This is a genomic window from Streptomyces sp. NPDC053431 (assembly GCF_044544925.1).
In the GTDB taxonomy this organism is placed as follows: domain Bacteria; phylum Actinomycetota; class Actinomycetes; order Streptomycetales; family Streptomycetaceae; genus Streptomyces.
Window position 1 is genome coordinate 972,709 of sequence record NZ_JBITXX010000001.1, and the last position, 19,054, is coordinate 991,762.

Here is a 19,054-nt window from a genome sequence, read left to right on the forward strand (position 1 = left end):
AGGTCCGGCCCCGCCGGGCACGACTGGAGGGGACAGCGACCATGCCGAGCAGAACCGCAGGGACGCGGAAGGCCCCCGCCGTACGCGGCGGCGGCCGCGCCCCCGCGGCGCCGAGGACCCGGCGCGCGGGGGGAGTGCGGGGGCTCTACGAACGGGCCCGCCGGGCCTGGGACCGGCCGCTCACCGCGTACTACGTGATCGTCGGCGCCGGACTGCTCATCACCGCGCTCGGCCTGGTGATGGTGTACTCGGCCTCGATGATCACGGCGCTCCGCTACGACCTGGTGCCCTCGTACTTCTTCCGCAAGCAGTTCTTCGCGGCGCTGCTGGGCGCCGGGCTGCTCTTCGTGGCCTCGCGGATGCCGGTGAAGCTGCACCGGGCGCTCGCCTACCCGATCCTGGTCGGGGCGATCTTCCTGATGGTCCTCGTCCAGATCCCCGGGATAGGGGTCTCGGTCGGCGGCAACCAGAACTGGATCTCACTGGGCGGACCGTTCATGCTCCAGCCCAGCGAGTTCGGCAAGCTGGCGCTGATCCTGTGGGGGGCCGATCTGCTGGCCCGCAAACAGGACATGAAGCTGCTGACGCAGTGGAAGCACATGCTGGTGCCGCTGGTGCCCGGAACGTTTCTGCTGCTCGGGCTGATCATGCTGGGCGGGGACATGGGCACGGCGATCATCCTCACCGCGATCCTGTTCGGCCTGCTGTGGACCGCCGGTGCGCCCACCCGGCTCTTCGTCGGCGTGCTCGGTGTCGCGGCCGTGATCGGCGTCCTGCTGATCAGGACCAGCCCGCACCGGATGGAGCGGCTCGGCTGCATCGGCGCCAGCGACCCGGGCGGCGCCGGCGACCCCTGCTGGCAGGCGGCACACGGAATCTACGCCCTGGCCTCCGGGGGTTGGTTCGGTTCCGGACTCGGGGCAAGTGTGGAAAAATGGGGTCAACTCCCCGAAGCGCACACCGACTTCATCTTCGCCGTCACCGGGGAGGAACTGGGCCTGGCGGGGACGCTGTCGGTGCTGGCCCTGTTCGCGGCTCTAGGCTATGCGGGTATCCGCGTGGCCGGAGGCACGGAGGACCCCTTCGTCAGGTATGCCGCGGGAGGCGTGACCACCTGGATCACGGCGCAGGCCGTGATCAACATCGGTGCGGTGCTCGGTCTGCTGCCGATCGCCGGAGTCCCGCTCCCGCTGTTCTCCTACGGGGGATCGGCCCTGCTGCCGACCATGTTCGCCGTCGGGCTGCTGATCGCCTTCGCGCGACAGGAACCCGCCGCGAAAGCGGCCCTGGCCATGCGCCGCCCCGGCTGGGGCAAGCGGGCCGGGGGGAGATGGAAGTCGATGCGACGGCGCGTCAAGAAGCGACCGTCCGGAGAGCGGTGAATTTCGGTGCATGTCGTACTCGCCGGCGGAGGTACCGCCGGTCACATCGAGCCCGCGCTCGCCCTCGCGGACGCCCTGCGCAGGCAGGACCCTTCCGTGGGGATCACGGCGCTGGGCACGGAGAAGGGCCTGGAGACCCGGCTGGTCCCCGAGCGGGGCTACGAGCTGGCGCTCATCCCGGCCGTGCCGCTGCCCCGTAAGCCCACCCCCGAGCTGATCACCGTCCCCGGGCGGCTGCGCGGCACCATCAAGGCCGCCGAGCAGGTCCTGGAGCGCACGAAGGCGGACTGCGTGGTCGGCTTCGGCGGCTACGTGGCGCTGCCCGGCTACCTGGCCGCCAAGCGGCTCGGCGTGCCGATCGTGGTGCACGAGGCCAACGCCCGGCCCGGACTCGCCAACAAGATCGGCTCGCGCTACGCGGCCGGGGTCGCCGTCGCCACCCCGGACTCCAAGCTGCGCAACGCCCGTTACATCGGCATCCCGCTGCGGCACACCATCGCGACCCTCGACCGGGCCCGCATGCGCCCCGAGGCGCGCGCCGCGTTCGGCCTCGACCCGAACCTGCCGACCCTGCTGGTCTCCGGCGGCTCCCAGGGCGCGCGCCGGCTCAACGAGGTGATCCAGCAGATCGCCCCGGTGCTCCAGCGCTCCGGCATCCAGATCCTGCACGCGGTCGGCCCGAAGAACGAACTGCCGCGTGTCGACAACATGCCCGGAATGCCGCCGTACGTGCCGGTACCGTACGTGGACCGGATGGATCTCGCGTACGCCGCCGCCGACATGATGCTCTGCCGCGCGGGCGCGATGACCGTCGCCGAGCTGTCCGCCGTCGGACTCCCGGCCGCCTACGTCCCGCTGCCGATCGGCAACGGCGAACAGCGGCTCAACGCCCAGCCGGTGGTCAAGGCCGGCGGTGGGCTCCTCGTCGACGACGCGGAACTGTCGCCGCAGTGGGTGCAGGCCAACGTCCTGCCCGTACTGGCCGATCCGCACCGGCTGTACGAGATGTCCCGCGCCGCCGCCGAGTTCGGCCGCCGGGACGCCGACGACCTGCTCGTCGGCATGGTGTACGAGGCGATCGCCGCCCGCCGTCAGGCGTAGCGGCGCCGACGGTCAGGAGCGCGCGGTGGCAGCGAAGAACCCGAGCGACGGATCCCCGGGAAGCTCGCGGCGGCCGTCCCGACCGGGCACCCGGAGGCTCCGGGTGCCCGCCCCGCGGGTGCTCCTGACCGCCCTCGCCGCCCTCGCCCTCGCCGTCGGCACCGTCTGGGCGCTCTACGGCTCCGGCTGGTTCCGGGTCGAGAAGGTGAGCACCTCGGGGACGCGGGTGCTCACCCCGGGCGAGGTCGAGCGGATCGCCGCCGTACCGGTCGGCGCGCCGCTCGTCTCCGTCGACACGGACGCCATCGAGGCCCGGCTGCGGAAGGAGCTGCCGCGGATCGCGAAGGTGGACGTCGTGCGGTCCTGGCCGCACGGAATCGGTCTGAAAGTGACGGAACGACAGCCCGTCCTTCTGCTGGAAAAGGGCGGAAAGTTCACCGAAGTGGACTCCACCGGTGTGCGGTTCGCCACCGTGCCCACGGCCCCCCGCGGCGTCCCCCGCCTGGTCCTCGACGTGGCCGCCTCCCCGAGCCTGCGTCGCTTCGACGCCGAGCGGCTGCTGCGGGTGGCGGTAGGCGTGACGGGCGAACTCCCGGAGAAAATCGCCCAGGACGTCCGTGTCGTCCGGATCACGTCGTTCGACTCCATCACTCTGGAGCTCGGCAGGGGCGGCACCGTCTTCTGGGGCAGTGGCGAGGACGGGCCCGTGAAGGCCCGGGTGCTCACCGCGCTCATGAAGGCGACTCCCAAAGCGGGGCACTTCGATGTAAGTGCCCCCACCGCGCCCGCTTCGTCGGGAAGTTGACGCCCATCAGCGCTGGCCAGCACCCTGGTTGGCCAGCGCTACGGGTGATCACATAGGGTGAAAAGAAAAACGGGAGGTTCGGCGTGTTCGTTGAACGTGCGCCACTTGTCGACTTAGTGTCCTGTTCGGAAGAGTCCAGCGAACAGAGACACTGGTAACCCTAAACTTCAACGTTAGGGTTTGGGTCGGCGTTCGGACCGTCCCAATCGGCATCCGTCGTCGCGGCGCGCTTACCACCGCGAAGCGGCGACACGTAACTCGAGGCGAGAGGCCTTCGACGTGGCAGCACCGCAGAACTACCTCGCAGTCATCAAGGTCATCGGTGTCGGCGGCGGTGGTGTCAATGCCATCAACCGAATGATCGAGGTCGGTCTCAAGGGCGTCGAGTTCATCGCCATCAACACCGACGCGCAGGCGCTGTTGATGAGCGACGCCGACGTCAAGCTCGACGTCGGCCGTGAACTCACCCGTGGCCTCGGGGCCGGGGCGAACCCGGCAGTCGGTCGCAAGGCGGCAGAGGACCACCGTGAGGAGATCGAGGAGGTCCTCAAGGGGGCCGACATGGTCTTCGTCACCGCCGGCGAAGGTGGCGGCACCGGCACCGGCGGCGCGCCCGTCGTCGCCAACATCGCGCGCTCGCTCGGCGCCCTCACGATCGGTGTGGTCACCCGGCCGTTCACCTTCGAGGGCCGCCGTCGCGCCAACCAGGCGGAGGACGGCATCGCCGAGCTCCGCGAAGAGGTCGACACCCTCATCGTCATCCCGAACGACCGCCTGCTCTCGATCTCGGACCGCCAGGTCTCCGTGCTCGACGCCTTCAAGTCGGCCGACCAGGTGCTCCTCAGCGGTGTCCAGGGCATCACCGACCTCATCACCACCCCGGGTCTGATCAACCTCGACTTCGCCGACGTCAAGTCGGTCATGTCCGAGGCCGGTTCGGCCCTCATGGGCATCGGCTCGGCCCGCGGCGACGACCGCGCCGTGGCCGCCGCCGAGATGGCGATCTCCTCGCCGCTCCTGGAGGCGTCCATCGACGGCGCCCGTGGCGTGCTGCTGTCCATCTCCGGCGGCAGCGACCTCGGTCTCTTCGAGATCAACGAGGCCGCCCAGCTGGTGAGCGAGGCCGCCCACCCCGAGGCGAACATCATCTTCGGCGCCGTCATCGACGACGCCCTCGGCGACGAGGTCCGGGTCACCGTCATCGCGGCCGGCTTCGACGGCGGCCAGCCGCCGGCCCGCCGGGACAACATCATCGGCTCGGTCTCCGCCAAGCGCGAGGAGCCCGCCCCGGCCCCCCGTGCCACCGAGACCTCCCGCCCGCTGGGCGGACTCGGCACGGTGACCCCGCGCGAGGAGCCCCCGGCCCCCGCCGAGCCCGCGCCGGCCGTCAGCGAGAGCGCGCTGCCGCCGGTCGCCCCGCCGGTGGTCCCGCCGGCCCGCCCGTACCCGGACACCCAGGCCGAAGAGCTGGATGTCCCGGACTTCTTGAAGTGATAGGGCAGCGTTACGAGACGAGCGGCGCGCACTTCGCCTTCACCGACCGGTGGGGCGGAGTGAGCGCCGTTCCGTACGAGGAGCTCAACCTCGGCGGAGCGGTCGGCGACGAGCCCGGGGCCGTACGGGCCAACCGGGGGCGTGCCGCCGAGGCGCTCGGGCTCGACCCGGCGCGGGTGGTCTGGATGAACCAGGTGCACGGCGCCGACGTCGCCGAGGTCGACGGGCCCTGGGAGACCGGGGAGATCCCGTCCGTCGACGCGATCGTCACCGCCCGCCGGGGCCTCGCCCTCGCCGTGCTCACCGCGGACTGCGTACCGGTCCTGCTGGCCGACCCCGTCGCCGGGGTCGTCGGCGCCGCCCACGCCGGGCGGCCCGGGATGGTCGCCGGGGTGGTCCCGGCGGCGGTGAAGCGGATGACCGAACTCGGCGCCCGGCCCGAGCGGATCGTCGCCCGCACCGGCCCCGCCGTCTGCGGGCGCTGTTACGAGGTGCCGGAGGCGATGCGCGCCGAGGTGGCCGCGGTCGAACCGGCCGCGTACGCCGAGACCTCGTGGGGCACCCCCGCCGTGGACGTCACCGCGGGCGTGCTCGCCCAGCTCTCCCGACTCGGCGTCACCGACATCGGGGCGAGCGGGGTCTGCACCCTGGAGTCCCGCGACCACTACTCGTACCGCCGCGATCGCACCACAGGGCGACTCGCGGGATATGTCTGGTTGATCTGAGAAGAGATATGACGGACCGCAAGTCGGAACTCGCCGCGAACCTCGGCCGGGTGGAGGAGCGAATCGCCGCCGCGTGCGCCGCCGCCGGGCGTGCGCGGGAGGACGTGACCCTCGTCGTGGTCACCAAGACCTACCCGGCGAGCGACGTGCGACTCCTGCACGAACTCGGGGTGCGCCATGTGGCGGAGAACCGGGACCAGGACGCCGCGCCCAAGGCCGCGGCCTGTGCGGACCTTGACCTGACCTGGCACTTCGTGGGCCAGTTGCAGACCAACAAGGTCCGTTCCGTGGTGGGTTATGCCGATGTGGTGCAGTCCGTCGACCGTTTGAAGCTCGTTTCCTCTCTCTCCGCGGCCGCGGAGAGAGAGGGGCGCGAGCTCGGCTGTCTGATCCAGGTCGCGCTCGACGCCGAGTCCGGGCACCGGGGCGAGCGCGGCGGGGTGGCTCCGGACGGGATCGAGGAGTTGGCGGCGGCGGTGGACGCCGCACCCGGACTGCGGCTCGACGGACTGATGACCGTCGCACCGCTGGCCGGTCCGTACGCGGGCCGGCAACAGGCGGCCTTCGAGCGCCTGATGGATTTGTCGACTGCCCTGCGCGCGACCCGTCCGGCTGCGAACATGGTGTCAGCAGGGATGAGCGCGGACCTCGAGGAGGCCGTCGCGGCCGGAGCGACACACGTGCGCATCGGTACGGCGGTACTCGGAGTCCGCCCCAAGCTCGGGTAACGTCGCGAAGCAAGTCGGACCACAGCAGAAAATATGGTCATTCCGCCGAGGGGCGGACGGACCCGTGGATCGCGGGCACTTGGTGACACTGCGACATTCGGTAAGGGCGATCCACCACAGAGCGGAGGATGCAGAGAATGGCCGGCGCGATGCGCAAGATGGCGGTCTACCTCGGCCTCGTGGAGGACGATGGCTACGACGGCCGGGGATTCGATCCCGACGACGACTTCGAACCCGAGCTGGAGCCGGAGCCCGAGCGGGACCGGCGCCACCAGCCTCCTCGCCAGATCGAACGGGAGGAGCCGGTGCGCGTCGTGCAGCCGCCCGCACCGCGCGAACCCGTCGCTCAGTCTGTGCCGGTACACGCGGAAAGTGGGCGTCCTGCCCGAATTGCCCCCGTGTCATCCATCACACCCGAACGTCCCAGCCTGGAGAAGAACGCACCCGTGATCATGCCCAAGGTCGTGTCCGAGCGGGAGCCGTACCGCATCACCACGCTGCACCCGCGGACCTACAACGAGGCCCGTACCATCGGGGAACACTTCCGTGAGGGCACCCCGGTGATCATGAACCTCACGGAGATGGACGACACCGATGCGAAGCGACTTGTCGACTTTGCCGCCGGACTCGTCTTCGGGCTCCATGGCAGCATTGAGCGCGTGACGCAGAAGGTGTTCCTGTTGTCGCCTGCTAACGTCGATGTCACGGCGGAGGACAAGGCCCGCATCGCAGAGGGCGGATTCTTCAACCAGAGCTGAGAACACGAGACCGAGAACGGCCCGGCCGCAGAGGGCGGCCGGACAAGTGAGAGCACGAAAGCCAGGGGAGAGGGAAGCGCGGGATGGGCGTCGCACTGCAGGTGGTCTACATCGCGCTGATGTGCTTCCTCGTCCTCCTGATCTTCCGGCTGGTCATGGACTACGTCTTCCAGTTCGCCCGGTCATGGGCACCCGGTAAGGCGATGGTGGTCGTCCTCGAGGCCACCTACACTGTCACCGATCCACCGCTCAAGCTTCTGCGGCGGCTCATCCCGCCGCTGCGTCTCGGGGGCGTGGCACTCGACCTGTCCTTCTTCGTTCTGATGATCATCGTTTACATCCTGATCTCCATCGTGAGCAGCTTCGCGAGGTGATGGTGGAGGTGAATGTGGACGATACGGTCTTGCCGACTGCCGACGACTACGTAGAGGTGAAGAAGAGATGCCGCTGACCCCCGAGGACGTGCGGAACAAGCAGTTCACGACCGTCCGCCTTCGAGAAGGCTATGACGAGGACGAGGTCGATGCCTTCCTCGATGAGGTCGAAGCCGAACTGACCCGACTGCTCCGCGAGAACGAGGACCTGCGCGCCAAGCTGGCCGCGGCCACCCGTGCCGCCGCGCAGAACCAGCAGCAGCAGGGCATGCGCAAGCCCCCGGAGCAGCAGGATCGTCCCGTCGGTCCCGGCGCTCCCGTGCCCGCCGCCATATCCGGACCGCCGGCCCAGCAGCAGCCCCCGCAGATGGGCCCGCCGCAGCTGCCGTCCGGTGCGCCCGCGCTGCCCGCCGGCCCGATGCAGGGCGGCCCGATGCAGGGCGGCCCCATGGGCCCCGGCCCGATGCAGGGCGGCCCGATGGGTCCCGGCCCGATGCAGGGCGGCCCCATGGGTCACCCGCAGCAGCAGCCGATGCAGCAGATGCAGCCGGCCCAGGGCCCCGGTGGCGACAGCGCCGCGCGCGTCCTCTCGCTGGCCCAGCAGACCGCGGACCAGGCGATCGCGGAGGCCCGTTCCGAGGCCAACAAGATCGTCGGCGAGGCGCGTTCGCGCGCCGAGGGCCTGGAGCGGGACGCCCGCGCCAAGGCCGACGCCCTGGAGCGGGACGCCCAGGAGAAGCACCGCGTCGCGATGGGCTCCCTGGAGTCCGCCCGCGCGACCCTCGAGCGCAAGGTCGAGGACCTGCGGGGCTTCGAGCGTGAGTACCGGACCCGGCTGAAGTCGTACCTGGAGTCGCAGCTGCGTCAGCTGGAGACCCAGGCCGACGACTCGCTGGCCCCGCCGCGCACCCCGGCCACCGCGTCCCTGCCGCCGTCCCCCTCGATGGCCTCGGCGGGCGCGAGCGCGCCGTCGTTCGGCGGCAACGGCCCGATGGGCGGCGCCCCGTCCTACGGCGGCCAGCAGCAGATGTCCCCGGCGATGACCCAGCCCATGGCTCCGGTCCGGCCGCAGGCTCCGCAGCCGATGCAGCAGGCGCCGGCGCCGATGCGTGGGTTCCTGATCGACGAGGACGACAACTGAGGCCGGCGGGTCGACGCGTGTCGAACGCGTAGCCGTCGTCGGCAGTCAAGGGCCGGGCCCTGGGGTTTCCCCAGGGCCCGGCCCTTTGCCATCCCTCTTGCCCCGCACCCCCCGCCGGCGCCACCGCGTCCCAGCCCCGGCGCTGCACCCGCCCCCGCCGCGCGGCTTCGCCCCTGCCGTGCGGCTGCGCCCCCGCCGTGCGGCTGCGCCCCCGCCGTGCGGCTGCGCCCCCGCCTGCGCCGCGGGGCTGCGCCCGTCCCCACCGCGGGGGCTGCGCCCGCCCGTCCTCGTTGTGGGCTGCGCCCGGCTGTCCCCGTTGTGGGCAGTCGTTCCGCTGGGGCGGAACGGGTGGGCACAACGGAACGCAGCGCCTTGCCGCGCCCAGGCCCCTACCGCCTTGACGCCCGCCGAGACGGCGCGGCGCCATAGGGGCGGGCGTAGGTACAAGGAGCGGACGCGCCGCCAAGCGCGGTCCCGTGTGCCCACCCGTCCCGCCCTGGGGGTCCCCCCGGACGAAGTCTGGGGGAGGGACGACTGCCCACACGGTGGCGGGCGACTGCCCACACGGCGGTGGGCGAGGGCTGGCACGGAGTGGGGCCGGGGCCCGCAGGGAGGTGGGGTCGGGCGCGTGCGGAGTGGGGCTGGGGCCTGCGAGGAGCGGGATGAGGCGCGCGAGAGGGCGGGGCGCAGGTGGCCGCGAGAAGGCGGCGTGGCGAGGGCACGTGCGGAAGGGGCGGGGCGCGCCGCCCGGCGCGGTCCCGTGTGCCCACCCGTCCCGCCCCAGCGGGACGACTGCCCACACGGAGGCGGGCGGGGGCCCGCACGGCGGTGGGTGAGGGCCCGCATGGGGGTGGGCGAGGGCCCGCACGGGGGCCGGAGGGGGCTCTAGGGAGCGGGGCGAGGGCGCACGCGGAGGGTGGGCGCCCTCGGGGAGGGGGCGTTGGGGAGGGTGAGTGCCCGGGAGGGGGGTGGAGGGGAGGGGGCTCGGAGGGGGTTGGGGTATGGGGGATGCCGAAGGGCCCGGGGACCTTGGGGGTCGCCGGGCCCTTCGGGAGGGGTCAGGCCTTGCGGAGGCGGAAGGTGAGGGAGAGGGACTCGTCCTCGAAGCGGGCGCCGTACGTGGCGTCGGCCTCACCCTCCGAGTAGTCCGTGCACAGCACCTCGTCCGCGATCAGCGCCGCGTGACCCGTCAGCGCCTCCGTCGTCTCCGGCGACGTGGACGTCCACCGCAGCGCGATGCGGTCCGCGACGTCCAGGCCGCTGTTCTTGCGCGCCTCCTGGATCAGACGGATCGCGTCCCGCGCCAGGCCCGCCTTGCGCAGCTCCGGCGTGATCTCCAGGTCGAGGGCGACCGTCGCGCCCGAGTCGGAGGCGACCGACCAGCCCTCGCGCGGGGTCTCCGTGATGATGACCTCCTCCGGGGTGAGGGTCACCTGCTCGCCGTTGACCTCGACGCTCGCCTCGCCGCCGCGGAGGGCGAGCGACAGGGCCGCCGCGTCCGCCGCCGCCACCGCCTTCGCCACGTCCTGGACGCCCTTGCCGAAGCGCTTGCCCAGGGCCCGGAAGTTGGCCTTGGCCGTGGTGTCGACCAGGCTGCCGCCCACCTCGGAGAGGGAGGCGACGGTCGAGACGTTCAGCTCCTCCGTGATCTGGGCCCGGAGCTCCGCCGACAGGTCCGCGAAGCCCGTCGCCGCCACCAGCGCCCGCGAGAGCGGCTGGCGGGTCTTGACGCCCGACTCCGCGCGCGTGGCGCGGCCCAGCTCGACCAGGCGCCGGACCAGCTGCATCCGCTCGGAGAGCACCGGGTCGATCAGGGCGGCGTCCGGCTCCGGCCAGGTCGACAGGTGGACAGACTCCGGGGCGTCCGGGGTCACCGGCGTCACGAGGTCCTGCCACACCCGCTCCGTGATGAACGGGGTCAGCGGGGCCATCAGGCGCGTGACCGTCTCCACGACCTCGTGCAGGGTGCGCAGGGCCGCCTTGTCGCCCTGCCAGAACCGGCGGCGCGAGCGGCGCACGTACCAGTTCGACAGGTCGTCGACGAACGCCGACAGCAGCTTGCCGGTGCGCTGGGTGTCGTACGACTCCATCGCCTCGGTGGCCTCGGCCACCAGCCGGTTCAGCTCGGACAGCAGCCAGCGGTCCAGGACCGGGCGGTCCGCCGGGGCCGGGTCCGCCGCGGACGGGGACCAGCCGGCCGTGCGGGCGTACAGGGCCTGGAAGGCGACGGTGTTCCAGTACGTGAGGAGCGTCTTGCGGACGACCTCCTGGATCGTGCCGTGGCCCACCCGGCGCGCCGCCCACGGCGAGCCGCCGGCCGCCATGAACCAGCGGACCGCGTCGGCGCCGTGCTGGTCCATCAGCGGGATCGGCTGCAGGATGTTGCCCAGGTGCTTGGACATCTTGCGGCCGTCCTCGGCGAGGATGTGGCCCAGGCAGACCACGTTCTCGTACGACGACTTGTCGAAGACGAGCGTGCCGACCGCCATCAGCGTGTAGAACCAGCCGCGGGTCTGGTCGATGGCCTCGGAGATGAACTGCGCCGGGTAGCGGCTCTCGAACAGCTCCTTGTTCCGGTACGGGTAGCCGTACTGCGCGAACGGCATCGAGCCCGAGTCGTACCAGGCGTCGATGACCTCGGGGACGCGCGTCGCCGTCTTCCCGCAGCCCTCCGCCGGGCACGCGAAGGTCACGTCGTCGATGTACGGGCGGTGCGGGTCGAGGTCCGACTGGTCGGCGCCCGTCAGCTCGGACAGCTCGGCGCGCGAGCCCACGCAGGTCAGGTGGTCGTCCTCGCAGCGCCAGATCGGCAGCGGGGTGCCCCAGTAGCGGTTGCGGGAGAGCGCCCAGTCGATGTTGTTGTTCAGCCAGTCGCCGAAGCGCCCGTGCTTGACCGAGTCCGGGAACCAGTTGGTGTTCTCGTTCTCTTCGAGCAGGCGGTCCTTGACCGCGGTCGTGCGGATGTACCAGGACGGCTGCGCGTAGTACAGCAGCGCCGTGTGGCAGCGCCAGCAGTGCGGGTAGCTGTGCTCGTACGCGATGTGCTTGAAGAGCCGGCCGCGCGCGTCCAGGTCGGCGGTGAGCGCCTCGTCGGCCTTCTTGAAGAAGACGCCGCCGACGAGCGGCACGTCCTCCTCGAAGGTGCCGTCGGGGCGGACCGGGTTCACGACCGGAAGGCCGTAGGAGCGGCAGACCTTGAGGTCGTCCTCACCGAAGGCGGGGGACTGGTGGACCAGACCCGTGCCGTCCTCGGTCGTCACGTACTCGGCGTTGACCACGTAGTGGGCCGGGGCCGGGAACTCGATCAGCTCGAAGGGGCGCTCGTACGTCCAGCGCTCCATGTCCTTGCCCGTGAAGCTCTCGCCCGTGGTCACCCAGCCCTCGCCGAGCGCCTTGTCGAGCAGCGGCTCGGCGACGACCAGCCTCTCGTCGCCGTCCGTGGCGACCACGTACGTCACCTCGGGGTGCGCGGCGACGGCCGTGTTGGACACCAGGGTCCACGGGGTCGTCGTCCAGACGAGGAGCGCCGCCCGGCCGGCGAGCGGGCCGGAGGTCAGCGGGAAGCGCACGTAGACCGAGGGGTCGACGACCGTCTCGTAGCCCTGCGCGAGCTCGTGGTCCGAGAGGCCGGTGCCGCAGCGCGGGCACCAGGGGGCGACGCGGTGGTCCTGCACGAGCAGGCCCTTGTCGAAGATCTGCTTCAGCGACCACCAGACCGACTCGATGTACGAGGGGTCCATGGTGCGGTAGGCGTCGTCGAGGTCGACCCAGTAGCCCATCCGGGTGGTCAGCTCGGCGAAGGCGTCGGTGTGGCGGGTCACGGACTCGCGGCACTTTGCGTTGAACTCGGCGATGCCGTACGCCTCGATGTCCTTCTTGCCGGAGAAGCCGAGCTCCTTCTCGACGGCGAGCTCGACCGGCAGGCCGTGGCAGTCCCAGCCGGCCTTGCGGGCGACGTGGTAGCCGCGCATGGTGCGGAAGCGGGGGAAGACGTCCTTGAAGACGCGGGCCTCGATGTGGTGGGCGCCGGGCATGCCGTTGGCGGTCGGGGGGCCCTCGTAGAAGACCCACTCCGGGCGTCCCTCGGACTGCTCCAGGGTCTTGGCGAAGACCTTGTTCTCGCGCCAGAAATCGAGCACGGCGTGCTCGAGCGCGGGCAGGTCTACCTGGGCGGGCACCTGGCGGTACTGCGAAGACATCGATCTTCCTCCGGCGGATGTTCCTCGTTCCGTCCGGAGGGACGAGAGCACGGCTCCCGCGGTACCACCCTCCTTGGCCCCGGGCGGGAACGCCCTGAGCCCCCTCATTGGGGTCGCGACGCCGGTTCTAGTCGCCGCGGCCGACCGCGGCTTTCTTCCGGCAGCTCCGGGGTGATGCTTCACATCGGGCTCGCCCCCGGGCTCTCACCGTCCCCGGGTCGCTCATGGCTGCGTACGACGCTACTCGTCCCCATCCAAGCCTTTCGCTGTGCCCAGTGTAAGGGCCCGCCACGGGGTCGGCCGACCGATTTCCGGTGACCCGAATGGCCACACGGGTCCGCATGGACTTCCGCTGCGGCCAAGTGGGGGAAGGGCGGCACGGATAACCGGCCGGTGAGCTGGGCACAACCGAGGCAGGTCCGCCCCGCAGGGCGCCGGGGCGGGCGGAACGGGCGGCGTGCCCCGTTGCCGTGGGCCTTGGGCCGATTTATCGTCCCAGCACGATTCGCGAGCAAGATCACAAAATGTGAAGGGGCCGCGACATGGTGGCGAAGAAGACCGCCGCGAAGAGGACGACGGCCACGAAGACGACGGCCGGCAAGGCACCGGCCGCGAAGAAGTCCGCGCCCGCGAAGAAGTCGGCGGCCACGAAGGCGCCGGCGAAGAAGTCGGCGGCCACGAAGGCGCCCGCGAAGAAGACGGCGGCCGAGAAGGCGCCGGCGAAGAAGACGGCGGCCCCGCAGGCCTCCGCCGAGAAGACGGCCACGAAGAAGGCGGCGGCGAGGAAAGTGGCGACGAAGAGCACGGCCGCGGGGAAGACGGCGGTCGCCGACGCGCCGGCCCCCGCGGTGGCGGACGGCACCCCGGTGACGAAGGCGACGGCCGGTACGGCCGGGAAGGCCCCCGCGAAGAAGGCCGCCAAGGCGACCGGGACCGACGGGGCCGCACGGGCGACCAAGGCCGCCGGACCCGCCAGGGCCGCGCAGGACGCGCGGCCCACGAAGGCGACGAAGACCACGAAGACGGCGAAGACCGCGACAGAGAAGAAGACAGGAGCCAGGACGGTGGCAGCGAAGAAGACCGCGGGTGGCGTCACGACGGCCGAGAACGACGCCGCGGTGCCCCCGGCCCGTGCCGGTGAACTCGCCGTACGCCCCGGCGAGGACCCGTGGACCCCGGAGGAGGTCACCGAGGCCCGCAGCGAGCTCCAGGCGGAGGTGCTGCGGCTGCGCAGCGAGCTGGTCCACTCGCAGGAGGAGCTGACCGGCCTGATGCGCGACTCCGGGGACGGCGCCGGCGACGACCAGGCCGACACCGGCACCAAGAACATCACGCGCGAGCACGAGCTGGCCCTGGCCGCGAACGCCCGCGAGATGCTGGAGCAGACCGAGCACGCCCTGGAGCGGCTCGACGCGGGCACGTACGGCCTGTGCGAGGTCTGCGGCAAGCCCATCGGCAAGGCCAGGATGCAGGCCTTCCCGCGGGCCACGCTCTGTGTGGAGGACAAGCAGAAGCAGGAACGCCGGGGCTGACGTCGCCGGACGGCTGTGCCGTACCCTCGGGGCACAGGCAGGCACCTAGGTTGAGGGACTCACGTGGCAGAGGCGGAGCGCGTCATCGGTACGCCGGATTCAGCAGGGGCCGACGAGGCAGGGGCCGACGAGACGCCCGTCCTCGAGGAGCGGCCCAGGGGCAGGCGGAAGATCGTCGCGCTGTTCGTGGTCGCCGTGCTCGCCTACCTGCTGGACCTCGGCAGCAAGATGCTCGTGGTGGCGCGGCTGGAGGGCCACGAGCCGATCAAGGTGATCGGTGACCTGCTGCGCTTCGAGGCCGTCCGCAACCCGGGTGCCGCGTTCGGCATGGGCGAGGCCTTCACGATCATCTTCACGGTGATCGCGGTCGCGGTCATCGCGGTGATCATCCGGCTGGCGCGCAAGCTCTACAGCCTGCCCTGGGCCATCGCGCTGGGCCTGCTGCTCGGCGGCGCGCTGGGCAACCTGACCGACCGGATCTTCCGTTCGCCGGGCGTGTTCGAGGGCGCGGTGGTCGACTTCATCGCGCCCGCGCACTTCGCCGTCTTCAACCTGGCCGACTCGGCGATCGTCTGCGGCGGCATCCTGATCGTCCTCCTGTCGTTCCGGGGCCTGGACCCGGACGGAACCGTTCACAAGGACTGAAACCCGTCCGGCGGCGGCCCCGCGCGCTCTCGGCGGGGACCGGGAGCACCGCGCGGCAAGGCATACTCGTACGGGTGAGCACGAGTCCCGAGATCCGCACGCTGCCCGTTCCCGACGGCCTGGAGGGCGAGCGCGTCGACGCCGCCATCTCCCGCATGTTCGGGTTCTCCCGTACGAAGGCGGCCGAGCTTGCCGCCGCAGGCAAGGTCCTGGTCGACGGTTCCGTCGTCGGCAAGTCCGAGCGGGTCAGCGGCGGCGCGTGGCTCGAGGTCGAGATGCCGGGCGCCCCCGCCCCGGTGCAGGTCGTGGCCGAGCCCGTGGAGGGCATGGAGATCGTGCACGACGACGACGACATCGTCGTGATCATGAAGCCGATCGGGGTGGCCGCCCACCCGAGCCCCGGCTGGACCGGCACCACCGTGATCGGCGGCCTCGCCGCCGCCGGCTACCGGATCTCCACCTCCGGCGCCGCCGAGCGCCAGGGCATCGTGCACCGCCTCGACGTCGGCACCTCCGGCCTCATGGTGGTCGCGAAGTCCGAGTACGCGTACACCTCGCTGAAGCGCCAGTTCAAGGAGCGCACGGTCGACAAGCGCTACCACGCCCTGGTCCAGGGCCACCCGGACCCGCTCAGCGGCACCATCGACGCGCCCATCGGCCGGCACCCGAACCACGACTACAAGTGGGCCGTGACCGCCGACGGCAAGGCGTCCGTGACGCACTACGACCTGATCGAGGCCTACCGGGCGGCCTCGCTGCTCGACATCAAGCTGGAGACGGGCCGCACCCACCAGATCCGGGTACACATGTCCGCCCACCGCCACCCGTGCGTCGGCGACCTCACCTACGGCGCCGACCCGACCCTGGCCAAGCGCCTCGGCCTGACCCGGCAGTGGCTGCACGCCGTCCGGCTCGGCTTCGAGCACCCCGGCGACGGGCAGTGGGTCGAGTTCGCGAGCACCTACCCGGCGGACCTGCAGACGGCCCTGGACCGGATCGCCTCGGAGAGCCGGTGACCGCCTACGCGGTCCGGGAGGCCGTGGGCCACGACGACCGGGACGCCTGCTTCGAGGTGCGCCGCGAGGTCTTCGTCGCCGAGCAGGGCGTGCCGCGGGAGCTGGAGTACGACACGTACGACGAGACCGCCGTGCACGTGCTCGCGATCCGCGCGGACGGCGTCCCGCTGGGCACCGGGCGGCTCCTGCACGGGGCGGACGCGACCGGCAAGACCGGCGCCGACGCCTCGGTGGGCTCTCTCGGGCGGCTCGCGGTGACCAGGGCCGCCCGCGGCCTGGGCGTCGGCGCGGCGCTGGTGCGGGCCATCGAGGACGCGGCCCGCGCCCGTGGGCTGGCCGCGGTCGACCTGCACGCCCAGACCCACGCCCTGGGCTTCTACGAGCGGCTCGGGTACGTCGCGTACGGCCCCGAGTTCCCGGACGCGGGGATGCCGCACCGGGCGATGCGCCGGGCGCTGTAGTCGCTGGTACACCCGCTCGGAGGGCATGGAGTAGGGCCTGTACGGGTACAGGCCCTGATGGGAAGCCCGGGGCTGGTGACGAGCCCGGGGCTACTTGAAGGTGTGGCAACCGTGCGGACGCTCGTCCGCGGGGCCCGTGCACTGGCCGCTCTGGCCTCCGCCGTTTCCGCCGTTGGTGGGCGGGTGCGGAGTCGCGAGGGCGGCCGATCCGGCACCGAGCACACCGGTGACGGCCAGCACGAGGGCGGCGGTACCGCGCCCTATGCGCCTCATCTGCATGACATCCTCCTGACGAGTTGGCGGAATGTCCCTTTTATGCTATGTCTCTCCGGTGCGCGTGGCAGGCTGAGCGGGTGATCACCGACCTGCCGTGAGGCCGAAGGGGACCTTGTGGATCAGCTCGCCCTGTTGTTCCTGCTGCTGCTCGGCGCCTTGCTCACCGTCCCCCTCGGGGACCGGCTCGGGCTGCCGGCCCCGGTCCTGATGACGCTCATCGGCATCGTGCTGGCCTATCTGCCCTTCGTGCCGAACGTGGACATCCCGCCCGAGTTCATCCTCCCGCTGGTGCTGCCGCCGCTCCTCTACGCGTCGGTGCAGCGCACATCCTGGCGGCAGTTCGCCGCCAACAGGCGCCCGATCCTCCTGCTCGCGGTGGCCCTGGTCTTCGTCACCACGGCCGCCGTCGGCGCCGTCGCGGACGCCCTCGTGCCCGGCATCCCGCTGGCCGCGGCGGTCGCCCTCGGCGCGCTGGTCGCGCCGCCCGACCCGGTCGCGGCGACCGCCGTGGCCGGCTCGCTCGGACTGCCGCGGCGGCTCGTGTCGATCCTGGAGGGCGAGGGGCTCTTCAACGACGTCACCGCGATCGTGCTGTACCACGTGGCGATCACCGCCGTGGTCAGCGGCAGGTTCTCCTGGCCCGAGGCGCTCGGCGAGCTCGTCCTGTCGGCGGTCGTCGCGGTCGTGGTCGGCTTCGTGCTCGGCTGGGTGACCAACAAGCTGATGGGCTTCCTCGGCGACGCCACCCTGCAGACCGGCCTCACCCTCCTCGTGCCCTTCGTCTCGTACGTCATCGCCGAGGAGCTGCACGGCTCCGGCGTGCTCGCGGTCCTGATCACGGCGCTCTTCCTCGCCGAGCACGCGGTCGACGCCGACGACGTGATGGGGCGGCTCGCCGGGCAGACCTTCTGGGAGGTCGTCGACACCCTCGTCACCGGCATCGCCTTCGGCCTCATCGGTCTGGAGCTCGTCCATGTCTTCGGGGTCGCCGAGGGGCGCGGCGGGCAGATGCTCGGCTGGGGCGCGGCGGTCCTCGGGGTCGTGGTCGTGGTCCGGCTGCTGTGGCTGCTGCCGGCCACCTGGCTGGCGAAGCGGCTGCACGACCGGCGTGACGTGGCCGAGGAGATCCCGGTGAGCTGGCGGGAGACCGTCGTGATGTGGTGGTCCGGGATGCGCGGGGTGGCCTCGGTGGCGCTGGCGCTCGCCATCCCGCTCCGTACGGACGACGGTTCGCCCTTCCCGGGCCGGGACGAGCTGATCTTCATCGCCTTCTGTGTGATCCTCGCGACGCTCGTGGTGCAGGGCCTCACCCTGCCCTGGCTGGTGAAGCGGCTGGGCGTGCAGGCCGACACGGACGCCGAGCGGGCCTTCGAGCGGGACCTCGCGATCCGGGCGGCGAAGGCGGCCAAGCACCGCCTGAAGGAGATCGAGGAGATGGAGGAGCTGCCCGAGGAGGTCGCCGAGCGGCTGCAGCGGGGAGCCTTCGACATCGGGGCACGGATCAGCCCGGACATGGTGGACGAGGAGCGGCGGGCCGCGTTCCGGCAGCGGGTGGACCGGGTGCGGAAGGTCCAGCAGATCCAGCGGGAGATGATGTCGGCGGCCCGGCACGCGGTCCTCTCGGCGCGCAGCGAGCCAGGGGCCGACCCGGAGGTGGTGGACCGGGTGCTGCGCCACCTGGACGTGCGCAGCATGCGCTGAGGCCGGGCCCCGCCGCCCTGCGCGCCGAGCCGGGCCCCGCCGCCCACGCGCCGAGGCCGGGCCCCGGCGGCCGGGTGGGAGGATGGGCCGCATGGACATCATGCTTTTCCACTCGGCCTACGGGCTGACCCCTTCCGTCGAGGCGGCCGCCGAGCGGCTCCGGGAGGCCGGCCACCGGGTCTGGACCCCGGACCTCTTCGACGGGCGGACGGTCGGGACCGTCGAGGAGGGCGTGGCGCTCCGGGACGAGATCGGCAAGGACGAGCTGCTCAAGCGCGCGGTGCTGGCCGCCGCGCCCTACTCGGAGCGGGGACTGGTCTACATGGGCCTCTCGTTCGGGGCCTCGATCGCGCAGACGCTGGCGCTCGGTGACGAGAAGGCGCGCGGACTGCTGCTGTTCCACGGCACCTCGGACATCGCGGAGTCGGCCGTGGTGGACGACCTGCCGGTCCAGCTGCACGTGGCCGAGCCGGACCCGTTCGAGACGGACGACTGGCTGTCGTCCTGGTACCTGCAGATGCGCAAGGCCGGTGCGGACGTGGAGGTGTACCGCTACCGCGGTGCCGGGCACCTCTACACGGATCAGCGGCTGCCGGACTGGGACGCGGAGGCGGCGGAGCGCACCTGGGCGGTGGCCCTGTCGTTCCTCGACAGCCTGTAGGACGTACGGGAAAGGGGCGTGGCCCCCGGGGAGTCCCCGGGGGCCACGTCGCTGT

At 71.8% G+C, this 19,054-nt stretch carries 18 protein-coding genes; 15 read left to right on the plus strand and 3 right to left on the minus strand.

Annotated elements, in window-relative coordinates; translation table 11 throughout:
- Positions 1 to 41 precede the first annotated feature (41 nt).
- The 9 genes from ftsW (at position 42) to ACIGXE_RS04335 (ending at position 8,508) form a co-directional block, all read left to right on the plus strand.
- On the plus strand, positions 42 to 1,382 hold the full coding sequence (gene ftsW / locus ACIGXE_RS04295) for a putative lipid II flippase FtsW (protein WP_399742757.1): 1,341 nt from the start codon (positions 42 to 44) through the stop codon (positions 1,380 to 1,382).
- Between the two features lie 6 nt (positions 1,383 to 1,388).
- Complete coding sequence (gene murG / locus ACIGXE_RS04300; protein ID WP_399742760.1) at positions 1,389 to 2,483, plus strand: undecaprenyldiphospho-muramoylpentapeptide beta-N-acetylglucosaminyltransferase; 1,095 nt, start codon at positions 1,389 to 1,391, stop codon at positions 2,481 to 2,483.
- Positions 2,484 to 2,508: 25 nt separating this feature from the next.
- Positions 2,509 to 3,288 carry a cell division protein FtsQ/DivIB gene (locus ACIGXE_RS04305; protein ID WP_399742763.1) on the plus strand — a complete coding sequence of 260 codons (780 nt, stop codon included), beginning with the start codon at positions 2,509 to 2,511 and terminating at the stop codon, positions 3,286 to 3,288.
- A gap of 279 nt (positions 3,289 to 3,567) precedes the next feature.
- Positions 3,568 to 4,782 (plus strand): cell division protein FtsZ, encoded by a 1,215-nt coding sequence (gene ftsZ / locus ACIGXE_RS04310; protein WP_399742767.1) that lies wholly within the window; start codon positions 3,568 to 3,570, stop codon positions 4,780 to 4,782.
- Entirely contained in the window at positions 4,779 to 5,507 is a 729-nt protein-coding gene (gene pgeF / locus ACIGXE_RS04315; protein ID WP_399742770.1) for a peptidoglycan editing factor PgeF, read from the plus strand. Before ftsZ ends, pgeF begins: the two co-directional genes overlap by 4 nt.
- 8 nt (positions 5,508 to 5,515) lie before the next feature.
- Positions 5,516 to 6,235, plus strand: a complete 720-nt coding sequence (locus ACIGXE_RS04320; RefSeq protein ID WP_399742773.1) for a YggS family pyridoxal phosphate-dependent enzyme — start codon at positions 5,516 to 5,518, stop codon at positions 6,233 to 6,235.
- Between the two features lie 137 nt (positions 6,236 to 6,372).
- Entirely contained in the window at positions 6,373 to 6,993 is a 621-nt protein-coding gene (locus ACIGXE_RS04325; protein WP_399742776.1) for a cell division protein SepF, read from the plus strand.
- An 83-nt stretch (positions 6,994 to 7,076) separates the two neighbouring features.
- Positions 7,077 to 7,367 carry a YggT family protein gene (locus tag ACIGXE_RS04330; protein ID WP_399742778.1) on the plus strand — a complete coding sequence of 97 codons (291 nt, stop codon included), beginning with the start codon at positions 7,077 to 7,079 and terminating at the stop codon, positions 7,365 to 7,367.
- A 67-nt stretch (positions 7,368 to 7,434) separates the two neighbouring features.
- Complete coding sequence (locus ACIGXE_RS04335; RefSeq protein WP_399742781.1) at positions 7,435 to 8,508, plus strand: DivIVA domain-containing protein; 1,074 nt, start codon at positions 7,435 to 7,437, stop codon at positions 8,506 to 8,508.
- A gap of 1,058 nt (positions 8,509 to 9,566) precedes the next feature.
- On the opposite strand, the gene ileS is transcribed toward ACIGXE_RS04335, so the two are convergent.
- Both ileS and ACIGXE_RS04345 read right to left on the minus strand, forming a co-directional pair.
- On the minus strand, positions 9,567 to 12,707 hold the full coding sequence (gene ileS, locus ACIGXE_RS04340) for an isoleucine--tRNA ligase (protein WP_399742784.1): 3,141 nt from the start codon (positions 12,705 to 12,707) through the stop codon (positions 9,567 to 9,569).
- A gap of 517 nt (positions 12,708 to 13,224) precedes the next feature.
- Positions 13,225 to 13,803: a hypothetical protein gene (locus tag ACIGXE_RS04345; RefSeq protein WP_399742787.1), complete on the minus strand. Its 579-nt coding sequence runs from the start codon at positions 13,801 to 13,803 to the stop codon at positions 13,225 to 13,227.
- On the opposite strand from ACIGXE_RS04345, the gene ACIGXE_RS04350 reads away from it, so the two are divergent.
- From ACIGXE_RS04350 to ACIGXE_RS04365, 4 genes are all read left to right on the plus strand, one after another.
- The gene (locus ACIGXE_RS04350) at positions 13,772 to 14,239 is read left to right on the plus strand and encodes a TraR/DksA family transcriptional regulator (RefSeq protein ID WP_399742789.1); all 468 of its coding nucleotides are present in this window, start codon (positions 13,772 to 13,774) and stop codon (positions 14,237 to 14,239) included. The genes ACIGXE_RS04345 and ACIGXE_RS04350 overlap by 32 nt on opposite strands.
- 63 nt (positions 14,240 to 14,302) lie before the next feature.
- Positions 14,303 to 14,884, plus strand: a complete 582-nt coding sequence (gene lspA / locus ACIGXE_RS04355; RefSeq protein ID WP_399742792.1) for a signal peptidase II — start codon at positions 14,303 to 14,305, stop codon at positions 14,882 to 14,884.
- A gap of 74 nt (positions 14,885 to 14,958) precedes the next feature.
- A complete protein-coding gene (locus ACIGXE_RS04360) occupies positions 14,959 to 15,900 on the plus strand; it encodes an RluA family pseudouridine synthase (RefSeq protein ID WP_399742793.1) in 942 nt (313 codons plus the stop codon).
- The gene (locus ACIGXE_RS04365) at positions 15,897 to 16,361 is read left to right on the plus strand and encodes a GNAT family N-acetyltransferase (RefSeq protein ID WP_399742796.1); all 465 of its coding nucleotides are present in this window, start codon (positions 15,897 to 15,899) and stop codon (positions 16,359 to 16,361) included. The genes ACIGXE_RS04360 and ACIGXE_RS04365 overlap by 4 nt, the downstream gene beginning before the upstream one ends.
- A 90-nt stretch (positions 16,362 to 16,451) precedes the next feature.
- Here the strand turns inward: ACIGXE_RS04365 and ACIGXE_RS04370 are convergent, their stop codons facing one another.
- Positions 16,452 to 16,640, minus strand: coding sequence for a hypothetical protein (locus tag ACIGXE_RS04370; protein ID WP_399742799.1), 189 nt, complete (start codon positions 16,638 to 16,640; stop codon positions 16,452 to 16,454).
- 111 nt (positions 16,641 to 16,751) lie between these two features.
- Between ACIGXE_RS04370 and ACIGXE_RS04375 the strand changes: the two genes are divergently transcribed.
- Complete coding sequence (locus ACIGXE_RS04375; protein WP_399742802.1) at positions 16,752 to 18,338, plus strand: Na+/H+ antiporter; 1,587 nt, start codon at positions 16,752 to 16,754, stop codon at positions 18,336 to 18,338.
- 91 nt (positions 18,339 to 18,429) lie between these two features.
- Entirely contained in the window at positions 18,430 to 18,999 is a 570-nt protein-coding gene (locus ACIGXE_RS04380) for a dienelactone hydrolase family protein (RefSeq protein WP_399742804.1), read from the plus strand.
- Positions 19,000 to 19,054: the final 55 nt, after the last annotated feature.